Genomic DNA, 13,187 nt, shown 5'->3' on the forward strand with positions numbered 1-13,187 from the left:
GCGGGCGTCTCCTGGGTTGGCGAGAACGGCTTCTTCGGCGTCGCGGTCAAACAATCGAATGCGCTCTACGGCATCCCGGGCGGCCATGCCCATGGCGAGCACGAGGACGAGGATCATGACGAGGATCATGACGAAGATCATGCTGACGAGGATCACGATCATGACGAACACGGTCATGAGGATGTTCGCATTGACCTCGAGCAGACCCGCTTCGACGTGCGCGGCGAGTGGCGCGATCTGGGTGAGCATATCGACCGCGTGAGGTTCTCTTTCGGCACGGGCAGCTATGAGCATGTCGAGCTGGAAGGCGACGAAGTCGGCACCCGTTTCACCAATGAAGGATGGGAGGGCCGCATCGAGGCGCGCCACACCCCGATCAATCTGTGGGGCGGGACCTGGGAAGGCGCGGCCGGTCTGCAGGCCTTCAATCGCGACTTCGCCGCCGATGGCGAGGAAGCCTTCGTTCCGCCGTCTGAAACCGCCGACTGGGGACTCTTCTTCGTCGAGCGCTGGGATACGGGTGATTGGGGTCTGGAAGGCGGTCTGCGGGTCGAGCAGCGCGATCTCGACACCCCGACCGACAGCCGCAGCTTCGATACGTTCAGCGTTTCCGGCTCGGTTTTCGTGCGCCCGGCGCGCGACACCTTCCTTGCCTTCACCCTGTCGTCGGCCGAGCGGGCACCGACCGATGTCGAACTCTTCGCCGACGGTCCGCATGTCGCCACGCGCTCCTATGAGCAAGGCGATGCGAACCTGGCGGTCGAGCGCGCCCTTTCGGCAGAGCTGACGGCGCGGACGCTGATCGCGGACTGGTCGCTGGAAGCCTCGATCTTCCGGGCCGACTATGACGGCTTTATCGCCGCCTATGCGACGGGCACCGAGGAAGATGGCCTGCCGACCTTTGCCTACAGCCAGGACGATGTGGTCCTGTCCGGCTTTGAGGGGCGCCTGGAAGGCCCGCTCGGTTCGCTGGGCGGATGGGATATCGACGGTGAGCTGACCGGTGAATATGTCCAGGCCAGCCTGGACAGCGGCGGGGACCTGCCGCGCCTGCCGCCGCTGTCACTGACGGGCGGCGTGACGGCCTCCCGTGGCGGTCACGACCTGCATGTCGAAGTCGAATGGGCGGACGTCCAGAACGACACGGCGGCCTTCGAGTTCAAGACGCAGTCCTATGTGCTGGTCAATGCGCGCTGGACCTTCGAGCCCTTCGAGGCGCGTGATCTTCGGGTGATCCTGGAAGGCCGCAATCTCACCGACCAGGAAGCGCGTCTGCACACATCTGTCCTGAAAGACCAGGTGCCGCTGCCGGGGCGCAATTTCCGCGCAGCGCTGGTTCTCGACTTCTAGCAAGCCGTCCGCGACAGCCTGCCGCGCGGCAGGCTGTCGCGCGGCGAAACGCGCACTGCCCTGTGCAGGCGGCTGGGTCCAGAAAGTCCCTACACTTTTTAGGGACGAAAGGATCAATCCCATGAAACGCCTGTATCTCACCGCTGCCCTTGTCGCGCTGGTCGCGGCCGCGCCCGCCTCGGCCGAGAGCGGTGACTGGCTGGTTCGCCTGCGCGGCATAAACGTGGCCCCCAATGAATCTGCGGACATCGCCACGATTGGCGGCGATGTCGATATCGACACCTCGATCGTGCCGGAACTGGACATCACCTATTTCGTGCGGGACCAGTGGGCGCTTGAACTCATTCTCGGGGTCACACCGCATGATGTGATGGCCGTTGGCACCAGCCTCGGCGACGTCGATCTCGGTGACGTGACCCTGCTGCCGCCGACGCTGACGCTGCAATATCACTTGAATCCTGACGGACAGGTCCGGCCCTATCTCGGTGCCGGGGTCAATTACACCCATTTCTTTGATGCCGACCTGCCCGCAGGCTCGACCCTGACCGCGATCGATTATGATGCCAGCTTTGGTCTCGCCGCCCAGGCCGGGGTTGATTTTGCCCTCGACGAAGACTGGGTCTTCAATGTCGATGTCAAATACATCGATATCGATACGGACGTGACCATCAATGGCGCAATCGCTGCCGATGTTCAGATCGATCCGGTGGTTTTCGGACTGGGTTTCGGCCGCCGCTTCTGATTTTTGCAGTTGCCGGTCAAGTCAAATGCCGGGCGGGTCATCCGTCCGGCATTTTTCTTGCTACAGCATGCTCGCACAGGCCTGCGCCGCTCCGTTGCCGGGGCAGGTCATATCCGCTATCCAGTGCGCAAAGAACTTACAAGGGGTTTCTATCATGGTCGACGCTGCCGCCAACGAGCCGCGCCTTACCGGGACTGTTCCGCTCTACAAGAATGTGGAGCCGCTCAATCGCCAAAAACACGCCAAATACGGTGTGAACACGGTTACTCAGCCGTTCAACTTCCTCAAGGACTGGCATTTCGTGCCAGCCATCAGCGCGGAATTCCCGCTGGCTTGCGGCAGCTATCCGATCATCTTCCTCGGCGAGAAGAAGATGCCGATCCTGGTCATGGGCCTGCGTCAGGGTTCCAACGTCTTCGTGTCCGCCGACGGCCAGTTCGACTCCGAACACTACATGCCGGCCTATGTCCGTCGCTATCCCTTCGTGAGCGCCGCCAATCCGAACGACCAGCCGTCCACGGTGTGCGTCGATCTGGATGCCGAGTTTGTCGTCACCGAGAATTCGGAGCGTCCCTTCTTCGACGCCAATGGCGAGCCGACCGAGTATACGCGCCAGGCCATCGATTTCGTGTCCGCTTTCGAGAATGATGCGCGCGCCACGGAAGCCTTTGTCGAGCGTCTGGTCGCCCTCGACCTGCTCGAGAAGAAAGACGTCAAGGTGTCCAATCCGGATGATCCGGAAAACCCGGTCACCGTCGCCGAGTATTTCGGTGTCTCTTCTGAAAAGTTTGACGCCCTGCCGGCTGCCAAGCTCAAGGAATTGCAGAGCAATGGCGATCTTGCGCACATCATTTCGCACATGATCTCGCTGCAGCGTTGGGACCGTATCCTGCGCCGTACGTCGAACCTTGCAGCGGCTCAGGCACCGGTCCAGGCCTGATCGTCTGACTGATCTGATCCATGAACGGCCGTGCCCCCGGGTGCGGCCGTTTGCATTTGTGATCACGGTTGCGCGAAGCCGGTTCGACGTGGACGAAAAAGCGACTATATCCTCCGCACATACGCTGATCGTCGCGGTTCCAAGAGGTAGTTGAATGCGTGTCCTGAACGGGCTGTTTTCCCTGATATTGATCGCGGTTGCGACGGGTTTTGCCACCGCTCCCGCCCCGGCCCAGTCCGGCTGGTCGAGCGGGCAGGAAATCATCGAGGCCGAACTGGTCTCGGACCGCGCTGTCGTGGCCCCGGGCGATGCCTTCCATATCGGGCTGCACCAGATCATGCCCGAAGGCTGGCATACCTATTGGCGCAATCCCGGCGATAACGGCCTGCCGGTCGAGATCGACTGGACGCTGCCGGCGGGGGTCGAGATCGGTGACGTGGTCTGGCCGACGCCGATCGAGCTGCCGCTTACCGACATGATCATGGATTATGGCTACAAGGACGAACTCGTCCTGCCCATGCCGGTTACGGTCGCTGCAGACTTTGCCGGCACCATGATCGAGCTGCAGGCCGATGCAACCTGGCTGGTCTGTGACGATATCTGTGTCCCGGAAGAGCGGATGCTCTCGCTGACGCTGCCGGTCGCGGAGACCAGCGTCCAGGACGAGGCGGGCTATTGGTATATCCGTGCCGCACTCGATAGCGAGCCCCGGGCCGACCCGGAAGTTGCCGCCCGCCTGTCCGTGGAAGGTGGCCATGTCATCCTCGAGCTGGAAGGTCCCGCTTTCGGCGATCCGGCCATGATCACGGCGCTGCGCTTTTTCCCCTATGAAACCGGCGTCGTCCGCAATGCCGGTCTCCAGGCCCTGTCAGCCGGTGAGGGCACCACGCTGGTGGTAATGGAGCCGGGCTATGCGGTTCAGTCCGCAGCGCTCAGCGCGCAAGGCGGTGTCGTGACCTGGACCGATGCACGCGGCGACCATGCGATCGCGATCTCTGCCGATCCCGGTCCAGGCGGATACGGCCTGCCGCCGCGCAGTGGCGCGGTGACGCAGAACGCCGCGCCGGTCGGCGTGATCGGACTGTTATTGCTGGCCTTTGGCGGTGGTCTCATCCTCAACCTGATGCCGTGCGTCTTCCCGGTCTTGTCGATCAAGGTTCTGAAATTCGTGCAGGTGGCCCACGCCGATGCCGGCGCCGTGCGGGCCCAGGGCGTGTTCTTCCTGGTCGGTGTACTGGTCAGCTTTGTCGGTCTCGCCGGCGCCCTTGTCATCCTGCGCGAAATCGGGCTGCCGGTCGGCTGGGGCTTCCAGCTGCAGGTTCCCATCGTCGTCGCCGGCCTGGCGCTGCTGCTTTTTGCAATTGGCCTCAACCTGCTCGGTGCCTTCGAGGTGGGAACCCGCCTGATGGGGCTTGGTTCCGGACTCGCCGACAAGCCCGGCTGGAAGGGCGCTTTCTTCACCGGCGTGCTTGCCGTTGTGGTCGCGGCCCCCTGTGTCGGGCCTCTGGCTGCCGGCGCCCTCGGACTGGCGCTGACCCAGCCGGCAATCGTCGTCCTGCTGGTCGCCGCGGCCATGGGCCTGGGACTGGCGGCGCCCTTCGTGATGTTCGCGCTCTTCCCGACCCTGTTGCGCTTCCTGCCCAGGCCGGGCGGCTGGATGGTCACCTTCAAGCAATTCCTGGCCTTCCCGATGTTTGCCTCGGTGGTGTGGTTGAGCTGGGTGCTGGCGATCCAGTCCGGTCCTACTGGCCTGATCTTTCTCGGCAGCGCCATGCTGGCGCTTTCCTTCGCCGTCTGGGCCCACGGTCAGGGCCACCGGGTCTGGTCGGTCATCGCCATCATCGCCCTGGCGCTGGGCGTGGTCAGCCTGGTTGCCATCGCGCGCCTGCCGGCGGCGACCAATTCGACCGCCATGGCCGGCGAGGAGGAGATCTGGTCACGCGAGCGGGTCGCCGAGCTGCAGGTCATGGGGCAGCCGGTCTTTGTCGATGTGACGGCGGCCTGGTGCGTGACCTGCCAGATCAACAAGCTGACCGTGCTCAATTCCGACACCGTCAAGGATGCCTTCGAGACGTTTGGCGTCGTCAGCATGCGGGCCGACTGGACCAATCGCAATGAGACCATCGGCGCGCTGATCAGCGAGCATGGCCAGGCGGGCGTTCCGCTTTATCTGATGTATCCGGCGTCCGGCGGATCGCCGCGTGTGTTGCCCACCGTGCTGACCACCGGCGGGTTTGTCGATCAGCTGGAGTGGGCGGCGAGCAACTAGCCACCGGACTTACCCGCCCGAGAGGGCCGGGCAACTGGCGGGCAGTTCGACGTTCGCAAGGTCGGTATCGCTGTCAACGGCGGGTGCGATCTCGCTCGCATCCGACATCAGTGCGGCCAGATCGGTATAGATATGGGCCTGCTCGGCGGCGGTCTCTGCGGCGTTGAGGGCTTCAAGGCGCGAGGCTGCATCAGCCGACATGCCGCGGAAGATGCAGCGCAGGTCGATCGGGCCGCCGGCCTCATCGATCCGCCGGCTCATCAACAGCGCCTCGACGGAAAACTGTTCCAGCTCGAAAGAAAGCGGGTCCTCGATATCAAGCGGGCTGGCCGGCGCGGCGGGGCGCAGGGCGGCCTGCCGGGCGCGTTCGCGGGCGGTGGCGCCGATAGCGTCGGCGAAGGCCGCGAACGCGCCGCCCGGTCCCGCGAAAGCGGCAGAGCTGGTCAGCAGGCTCGCGGCGAAGGCGGCAATCAGGGCGGATTTCATCGGACTCTCCCGTACGGTCTTGGCCTGTCTTAGCAGTAACGCCTTGATTTCCGGTGAATCGACCGGCATCTCCCCTTTCAGTCTGCGCACGCGGGTTCACACAGCGCGCCGGCTCGTGGAAAACACCGCCTGAACAGGGTCGTCATGCGCGGGCAGGCGATCCGGCAAACCGGAGATCGAGATGAGCGCCAAGAAACCCTTCCGACCCAAGGCCCGCCGTCCGCGCGGCTTTGAAGACCGCAGCGGGTCTGTCCTCCGGGTCGAGCGCCATCTGGTCGAGACCGCCAGCCGGATCTATGACGACTGGGGGTTCGAGCCGCTGCAGACCTCCGCTTTCGAATATGCCGACGCGCTCGGCAAATTCCTGCCTGACGAGGAACGGCCCAATGAGGGCGTGTTCGCGCTCGAGGATGATGACGGGCAATGGCTGTCGCTGCGCTACGATCACACGGCGCCCCTGGCCCGTTTCGTGGCCGAGAATTTCCAGGATCTAAACAAGCCCTATCGCCGCTATCAGGCGGGCGATGTGTGGCGCAATGAGAAGCCGGGACCAGGCCGTTTCCGCCAGTTCGTGCAATGCGATGCCGACACCGTCGGCGCCGGCAGCCCGTCTGCCGATGCCGAGATGATCGCGCTGGCCGCCGATGTCATGCGCGCGGTTGGCCTGGCCGATGGCGATTATGTGGTGCGGGTCAATGACCGCCGCATCCTCGACGGCGTGCTGGAATCCATCGGCGCCGCCGATCCGGAGCGCCGCATGCGCGTGCTTCGGGCCGCCGACAAGCTCGACCGGCTCGGCCGCGACGGTGTCGCGCTCCTGCTCGGCGAAGGCCGCAAGGACGAGTCCGGCGACTATACCGAAGGCGCCAGGCTCGACGCGGCCGGCATCGACACGGTGCTCGGCTTTCTCGATGCCGGCGGTGGCAGCCGCAGCGATGTGATCGCCCGCCTGGAGCCGCTGATCGGGACCTCCGAGACAGGCAAGGCGGGCCTCGCAGCGCTTGCCGAGATCGATGCGGTGCTCAGCGCCATCGGCGTGGGTGTCGACCGGGCCCTGTTCGACCCGTCCGTCGTCCGCGGTCTTGGCTATTACACCGGACCGGTCTTCGAGGCCGAGCTGCTGGCGCAGGCCCAATATGAGGACGGTTCGCCGATCCAGTTCGGCTCGGTTGGCGGTGGCGGTCGCTATGACGATCTGGTCTCGCGCTTCACCGGGCAGGCTGTGCCCGCCACCGGCTTTTCCTTCGGGGTCAGCCGCTTCGCCGCCGCCCTGTCGGCCCTGGGCCTGACCGGTTCGGTCGAGGAGAAGCCGCTGGTGCTGGTCGTGGCCAGCGAGAAGGACCAGTCCGCTGCCTATCTGGCCATGGCACGCGAGCTGCGCGCCGCCGGGTTCCGCGCCGAAGCCTTTGTCGGCTCAGGCAATATGGGCAAGCAGATGAAATACGCCGATCGGCGCGGCGCGGTGGCGGCTGTCATCGTCGGATCGGATGAGCGCGAACAGGGCCTGGTCACGATCAAGGATCTCAAGCTGGGCGCGCGCCTGGCTGCGGATATCAGCGATAACAAGCAATGGCGCGAAGAGCAGCCGGCGCAGGAAACCGTGTCCCGCGAGGGCTGGATTGCGGCGGTGTCCGCAGTCTCCCAACGCAACAAGTAGTGGCAAAAAGTCGAGCGTGTAAGGTCGCTTATCCCCAAGCGTCAAGATTTGGGGGGTTGACGTAACCGGGTGCTCACGTCAACGTCGTAATCGGACTGGGCCTGACCGCTCTGTCTTTTGGCGTTTCGGGGAGGAGACGCCCTTTATCGACCAACCGTTATCTCGGGGCTGGCCTTTGCCAGCCCCTTTTTTTGAGTTGTTTCTGGCTCGGGGCCACCGGCTTTTTATCCGGTTCCGGACATGAAAAGGGCGGACCTGCCTGCGCCGGTCCGCCCCTTGCCTGGCTGGAAAGGATTGCCGGCTACTCGTCCCGGTCCCGGTCCCCGTCCCCGTCTGTCTCGATCTCCATGATGACCACACGGTCGCCGCCATCCAGCTCGATCACGCGACGATTGTCGGCACGTTGCACGCGCTCGATGCGCATGGTCCGCCGCATGTCGCGCCCTTCATGGCGATCTCCGTGGGCGGCGCCCGAAAGGCGGTCGACCTCCAGGCGGTTGAGCCAGTCGACCAGATCGTCGCCGGTCTGTTCCTCGCCATCGATCCACACGCGCCGGCCGTCATCGGTCTGTTCGACGCGAATATCGTTGACGTCATCGCTGCCCATGACCTCGCGCAGCCGCGAAACATCGGCCATCCGGGCGGCTTCACCGGCCCGCAGGACTTCAATGCGGGCGTGACGCCGCTCTTCATCGCCGCGCAGGATTTCGACGCGGGCGCGGGCCATATCGCGTTCGGCCCGGGCCATGTCGCGGGCAGCGCGCTCGATCTCGACGCGGATCTGGCGCTGGTCGACTTCAATCTGCCTGCCAGCCTCGCGCAGCTCGCGGCGAGCCTCTTCCATCGCTTCCCGCATTTCCTCGCGGGCTTCGCGCAGCTCGGCGCGTACCTCGGCCTGTTCCGCCTCGCTGAGATCATTCCAGTCCCGCGAATTGGTGATGCGGTCCTCGTCGAGCCCGGCGAGCGCCGCCTCGAGCGACTGCATCACCGTGGCTTCCAGGGCTTCCCCGTGAACGCCGTCGAGGTCAATGACCATGCGCGCGAGGTGGTTTTCCATGTCGGCGAGGTGTTCGGCACGCTCGGCCATGTGGACTTCGAACTCGCGACCCATCCGGACGTGTTCGCCCTCGATCACGCGGACATTGTCGCCCTCGATGACGACCACGCTGCGCGGGCCGGTTTCGATGCGCTCACCGTCGACGCGAACGAGATTTTCTTCGATCTCGATCTCCTGGCCGTCGATACGGATGACGGACCGCTCGCCATCGCGGTCGATATGGATGGTCCGGTCGCCATTGGCGCCCCGGATTTCGACAACCTGGCCGTCATCGCCAACAAATGTGGCGTGGTGGTCGGTCGTGACATGGACGCGCATCTGTCGGGCGTCGTCATCGTCCAAGGCAAAGGCGGCAGCCCCGGTTACGGCAAGGGCAGCGCCCGCCAGCAGGAATCGTTTCATCGCATGTGTCCCTCTTCAATCTGTCGCCAGACTGCACCGCCAAGCCTTACAGCGCCCCTGTGCGCTGCTAAAATATTTGTCACGATGGCTGCCCGGGCCGGTGACAGCTTGCGGCCAAGCCGGCAGGTGCAAACGCCTGCGCAAGGAAATGCCGGGAGACGGGCTCACTGCGCCTGAGGGGCGAGTGGACTTGCCAGCGAGCGGACCGGTCAGCATGGTCGTCGACAGGCAAGCTTGTGACGGACAAAGACATGGATCGACGACACGTTCTGCAATCGGGTCTCGCGGCCACATTGATGGCGGCGGCAGGGCCCGCGGCCCGTGCCAGCCTTCCCGAAACGATTGCCGAGCGGTCGCTCGCCGAACGGGTTGGCGAGATGCTGCTCGTGGGTTTCATCGGCTCGACGGCCGAGACCGAAGGCGCGGACATCATCGACGCCCATCTGGCCGACAAGCGGATCGGCGGCGTTCTCTTCCTGCGCCACAATGCCCGGACCCGCGAGGGGGCGGAGGGCTCTGCCGCCCGCTTCCGCGCGACCAGACCGGATGCCTGGATGGCGATCGACCAGGAGGGCGGCCTCGTCCAGCGCCTGTCGCGCGATATGGGCTATACGTGGATCCCGCGTGCCATGCAGGTCGTCGAGGAGCGCGGCCTCAGCGGTGCCCGCGAGCTCTATGCGATCGGGGGGCGCGAGCTCAAGACGGCCGGTTTCAACATGAATCTCGCGCCGGTCGCCGACCTGCACGATCCCGAGAATGCGGTGATCGGTCGTCATGGCCGCGCCTATGGCACCGATGGCGAGACCATTGCCGCCTATGCCGGGGCCTTCATTGATGCGTTCGAGGCCTCCGGCGTGGCCTGTGCGATCAAGCATTTCCCCGGCCATGGCCGTTCACGCGGAGACAGTCATGACGGCTTCGTCGACATTTCCGAGAGCTGGAGCGAGGCCGAGCTGGCGCCTTTCCGCGAGCTGATCCATGACGGCAAGGCGCATCTCATGATGGGCGGCCACCTGACCAATCGTCAGCTCGATCCCAGCGGCGAGCCGGTGACCTTCTCGGCGCCGGTGCTCGAGGACCTTCTGCGCGGTCAGCTCGGCTTTGACGGGGTGGTGATGACCGATGATCTCGACATGGGCGCCATCCGCGACAATTACGATCAGCGCGAAGCCGTGCTGCGCGCCATCGAGGCCGGCAATGACATGATCATGCTGTCCAACTCCGCCGCCCCCGACGCCGAACTGCCGCAGCGCATCGTCGGCTGGGTCGAGGCGGCCATCGCGGATGGCCGCCTGACCGAGGCGCGCATCAACCAGTCGGTTGCCCGACTGGCCGTGCTGAAGCAGCGGGTCTCGCCGGGCTAGTCTTGCGGCGTCCCGTTCTCGCGCAGATAGCTGTCCAGGAAGTTTACATATGCCTCCGAGGCCGCAATGCGATTGTCGCGGCGGCGGAAGCCATGACCCTCGTCCGGGAAGAGAACGTATTCAACATGAACGCCATTGGCGCGCACGGCCTCGACCAGTTCATCACTCTCCACCTGCAGCACGCGCGGATCATTGGCGCCCTGGACGACCAGCATCGGGCGGACAACATTCTCGGCGTGGAAGAGCGGCGAGATGGCGTGATGACGTTCGGCATCGGTCGCCGGGTCGCCCATTTCATCATAGAGGGCTTCGCGGAAGCTCTCCCACCAGGGCGGGATCGAGGCCAGGGTGCGTTCCCAATTGGTGACGCCGAAAATATTGATCCCGACATCAAAGGCTTCCGGATGGAAGGTGAGGGCGGCGGCCGTCATGTAGCCGCCATAGGAGCCGCCGATCACCCCGACCTCGTCGGCCGAGACCCAGTCCTGCTCCCGCAGCCAGTCACCGGCGGCGACAATGTCGCGCAGGTCTTCCTCGCCATGACGGCGATCATCCATGTGGAAGAAGGTTTTGCCGTAGCCTGACGAGCCGCGATTATTGGCGGCGTAGACGGCATAGCCGTGATTGACCAGGTGCTGGATGGTGGCGGAGTAGCCGATCCGGCTCTGCCCGCCCGGACCACCATGGACCCAGACCAGGGCCGGCACCGGATTGTCGGCGCTGGCCTCGTGCGGGCGGTAGAGAATGCCCGGGATTTCCAGACCGTCGAAGCTTTCGAAACGCACGACTTGCGCATCGACCATCTCGTCTTCCGAGATTGCCGGGTTGAGCGCATTGGTCAGCTGGGCATGGGCCTGGCTGGCCAGATCCACGACATGCAGGTTGGACGGCGAGGTTGCGGAGTTGATCAGGAAGGCGATGCGGCTTTCGTCGCGTGAAAAACGGACCGAGCCGATATCACCGGCCGGCAGGTCAGGCAGGGTCAGGCTCATGCCGGTCGTGGTGTCGAGAATGGAGACCTCGGTGCGGGCATCGGCATTGATGCCGGAGACGCGATACTGGCCACTGTCGGAATAGATCACGAACTGGACGTCCCACTCCGCCTCGATCAGCGGCGCGGTTTCGCCTGTCGCGAGATCATAGGTCCAGGCCTGGTTGAACTCGCCATGCTCGTCCGTGGCATAGACCAGTTGCGTGCTGTCCGGTGTGAAGGTGTAGACGCCGTGCGCGATATTGCCCTCATGGGCCGTGATCACGCTGGGCTCGGTCTCGCCGGACGCCAGGTCGAGCAGCAGGATATCGCTGTCGGCCGAGGTCCGGTTGCGCACCAGGGCCAACCAGCGCCCGTCCGGGCTGACATCGCCGATCTCCAGCGCGTCGTCATTCTGGAACACAAAGCCGCTCTCATAGCTCAGCGTGTCATAGGCATAGATGTCCATGGCGCTCTGGTCGCGCTCATTGGTCATCAGCCACATGTCATTGCCGTCCGGCGACCAGCCGAGGAATTGCGCGCGAACCTCCTCACCGGGCGTGATGTCGTTCAGGCGCCCGTCCAGCTCACGCACAAAGATGTGGGAGATCTCATTGCCGCCGGTGTCCGCCGTGACGACGGCGCGGTCGTCGGTCGGGAACCAGGACAGGGCGTAGGTGGCATTGGTGTCTGACTCGGTCAGCGCCTCGCGCTCGCCGGTGTCGGGATCAACGGCATAGGCATTGAACACCCCGGTCTCGTCCGAGGAGATCAGGATGCGGCTGTCGTCCGCCGACCAGGCGAAGCCCGCCGAGGAGGCGAGCGAGAAACTGGTGGTCTGGTGGAAGGTGGCCGCGTCATGGCGGGCGACGGTTTCGGCCGCCGCAGCTGGCGCCTCGGCGGTTTCGGTCTCGGTGCCGGGTTGGGCAGGCTGGCAGGCGGCCAGCAGGCCGGCCATGAACAGGCAGGAACCGGTAATCAGGTATTTCATGTCTATCCCCTCATTTGTCGCCAACTGATAAACGCGGGAGTGTAGCAGAAAGCAAGCGGTGAGCGGAAATGACGGGGGCCTGTGCCGCCATTCTTGTCTCGGCAGCTGGAGCGCGGTGATATTTCTGGCATATTCCGCAATATTCACCTGTCATTCCCGAGCCGACTTTCCAAGACTGCGTGTGTTGGCGCTGCCCGGAGCAGCGTGAAGACGTGGACACAAGAGACATGATGAAGTTCGGCGACTATCTCAGACAGGCCCGTGAGGCCCGCCACTGGACCCAGCCGGAGGCGGCGGCCCGGGCCGGGATCGAGCAATCCTACCTGTCCAAGCTTGAGGCCGGGAAATCCTATCCCTCTGACGATGTGTTCGAACGGCTGGTCCAAGCCTACGACATCGATGTGAAAGCCCTGGTTCGCCATCTCGATCCGGCCGAGGCGAAGGCCCTGCGTGACATTCAAAGTCTGCGCACGGCCCGGCTGATCCTGCACCGCGCTGTTCAAACCATGTCGCGGGGATGGATGCTGGCCGGGCTCGCCTGCCTTCTGATCGGCGGCGCATCGGCTGGCGCCGCCCTGACCGCGTCCGATACAAGCCATGAAGAATACATCTATCTTTCCCGGGGCGTGATCGCGCCGGGGGAAGCCTTTGACGTGTTTGACCGGGTCGATGCCTCGCCGGGCGAAAATCCCGAGGCGGCGGCAGCGTTGAGAGCGCAGCAGATCGCGTTGCAGGACCGCATCGATGAAGAAGTCCGCATCCAGCGCACCTTGCAGGGCGAGGGATATTTCGAGACCGTCGAGGGCGGGCGCCGCTATTTCCGTGCGCTCGACAGCCAGACCGTTATCGAACGGTCGCCCCTGCGCTGGTTCTGGGTGCCCGGCCTGATGTTCCTGTTCGGCGCCTTGGGCTGTTTCACCATCAGTTGGCGCTGGAAATAAGCGCCAACGCCCGGGGCG

The 13,187-nt window shown here is 64.4% G+C and carries 10 protein-coding genes; 7 read left to right on the plus strand and 3 right to left on the minus strand.

Annotated features, from left to right (window positions below; genetic code table 11):
• The 4 genes from QZZ02_RS05785 to QZZ02_RS05800 form a co-directional block, all read left to right on the plus strand.
• The coding region (locus QZZ02_RS05785) for a TonB-dependent receptor (protein WP_291842966.1) at positions 1-1,350 on the plus strand (1,350 nt) is incomplete at its 5' end.
• Between the two features lie 121 nt (positions 1,351-1,471).
• Entirely contained in the window at positions 1,472-2,092 is a 621-nt protein-coding gene (locus tag QZZ02_RS05790) for an OmpW family outer membrane protein (protein WP_291842967.1), read from the plus strand.
• 154 nt (positions 2,093-2,246) lie between these two features.
• On the plus strand, positions 2,247-3,032 hold the full coding sequence (locus tag QZZ02_RS05795; protein ID WP_291842968.1) for a SapC family protein: 786 nt from the start codon (positions 2,247-2,249) through the stop codon (positions 3,030-3,032).
• Between the two features lie 154 nt (positions 3,033-3,186).
• Positions 3,187-5,301, plus strand: a complete 2,115-nt coding sequence (locus QZZ02_RS05800; protein ID WP_291842969.1) for a protein-disulfide reductase DsbD domain-containing protein — start codon at positions 3,187-3,189, stop codon at positions 5,299-5,301.
• A 9-nt stretch (positions 5,302-5,310) separates the two neighbouring features.
• Here the strand turns inward: QZZ02_RS05800 and QZZ02_RS05805 are convergent, their stop codons facing one another.
• The gene (locus QZZ02_RS05805; RefSeq protein ID WP_291842970.1) at positions 5,311-5,787 is read right to left on the minus strand and encodes a hypothetical protein; all 477 of its coding nucleotides are present in this window, start codon (positions 5,785-5,787) and stop codon (positions 5,311-5,313) included.
• A 181-nt stretch (positions 5,788-5,968) separates the two neighbouring features.
• Here QZZ02_RS05805 and hisS point away from each other — a divergent pair, with 181 nt between their 5' ends.
• Positions 5,969-7,444 carry a histidine--tRNA ligase gene (gene hisS, locus QZZ02_RS05810; RefSeq protein WP_291842971.1) on the plus strand — a complete coding sequence of 492 codons (1,476 nt, stop codon included), beginning with the start codon at positions 5,969-5,971 and terminating at the stop codon, positions 7,442-7,444.
• 301 nt (positions 7,445-7,745) lie between these two features.
• On the opposite strand, the gene QZZ02_RS05815 is transcribed toward hisS, so the two are convergent.
• A complete protein-coding gene (locus tag QZZ02_RS05815) occupies positions 7,746-8,903 on the minus strand; it encodes a hypothetical protein (protein WP_291842972.1) in 1,158 nt (385 codons plus the stop codon).
• 251 nt (positions 8,904-9,154) lie between these two features.
• On the opposite strand from QZZ02_RS05815, the gene QZZ02_RS05820 reads away from it, so the two are divergent.
• Positions 9,155-10,267: a glycoside hydrolase family 3 N-terminal domain-containing protein gene (locus tag QZZ02_RS05820; protein WP_291842973.1), complete on the plus strand. Its 1,113-nt coding sequence runs from the start codon at positions 9,155-9,157 to the stop codon at positions 10,265-10,267.
• On the opposite strand, the gene QZZ02_RS05825 is transcribed toward QZZ02_RS05820, so the two are convergent.
• Positions 10,264-12,228, minus strand: a complete 1,965-nt coding sequence (locus QZZ02_RS05825; protein WP_291842974.1) for a S9 family peptidase — start codon at positions 12,226-12,228, stop codon at positions 10,264-10,266. The genes QZZ02_RS05820 and QZZ02_RS05825 overlap by 4 nt on opposite strands.
• A 227-nt stretch (positions 12,229-12,455) precedes the next feature.
• Here QZZ02_RS05825 and QZZ02_RS05830 point away from each other — a divergent pair, with 227 nt between their 5' ends.
• A complete protein-coding gene (locus QZZ02_RS05830; protein WP_291842976.1) occupies positions 12,456-13,169 on the plus strand; it encodes a helix-turn-helix transcriptional regulator in 714 nt (237 codons plus the stop codon).
• The last annotated feature ends 18 nt before the right edge of the window (positions 13,170-13,187 follow it).

The sequence above is a fragment of the Maricaulis sp. genome (assembly GCF_015665295.1).
Classification (GTDB): domain Bacteria; phylum Pseudomonadota; class Alphaproteobacteria; order Caulobacterales; family Maricaulaceae; genus Maricaulis.

Bases quoted from the DNA above. Each gene is read 5' to 3' on its own strand.
- QZZ02_RS05790 (WP_291842967.1), top strand. From the start codon at position 1,472: ATGAAACGCCTGTATCTCACCGCTGCCCTTGTCGCGCTGGTCGCGGCC.
- QZZ02_RS05795 (WP_291842968.1), top strand. From the start codon at position 2,247: ATGGTCGACGCTGCCGCCAACGAGCCGCGCCTTACCGGGACTGTTCCG.
- QZZ02_RS05800 (WP_291842969.1), top strand. From the start codon at position 3,187: ATGCGTGTCCTGAACGGGCTGTTTTCCCTGATATTGATCGCGGTTGCG.
- QZZ02_RS05805 (WP_291842970.1), bottom strand. From the start codon at position 5,787: ATGAAATCCGCCCTGATTGCCGCCTTCGCCGCGAGCCTGCTGACCAGC.
- hisS (WP_291842971.1), top strand. From the start codon at position 5,969: ATGAGCGCCAAGAAACCCTTCCGACCCAAGGCCCGCCGTCCGCGCGGC.
- QZZ02_RS05815 (WP_291842972.1), bottom strand. From the start codon at position 8,903: ATGAAACGATTCCTGCTGGCGGGCGCTGCCCTTGCCGTAACCGGGGCT.
- QZZ02_RS05820 (WP_291842973.1), top strand. From the start codon at position 9,155: ATGGATCGACGACACGTTCTGCAATCGGGTCTCGCGGCCACATTGATG.
- QZZ02_RS05825 (WP_291842974.1), bottom strand. From the start codon at position 12,228: ATGAAATACCTGATTACCGGTTCCTGCCTGTTCATGGCCGGCCTGCTG.
- QZZ02_RS05830 (WP_291842976.1), top strand. From the start codon at position 12,456: ATGATGAAGTTCGGCGACTATCTCAGACAGGCCCGTGAGGCCCGCCAC.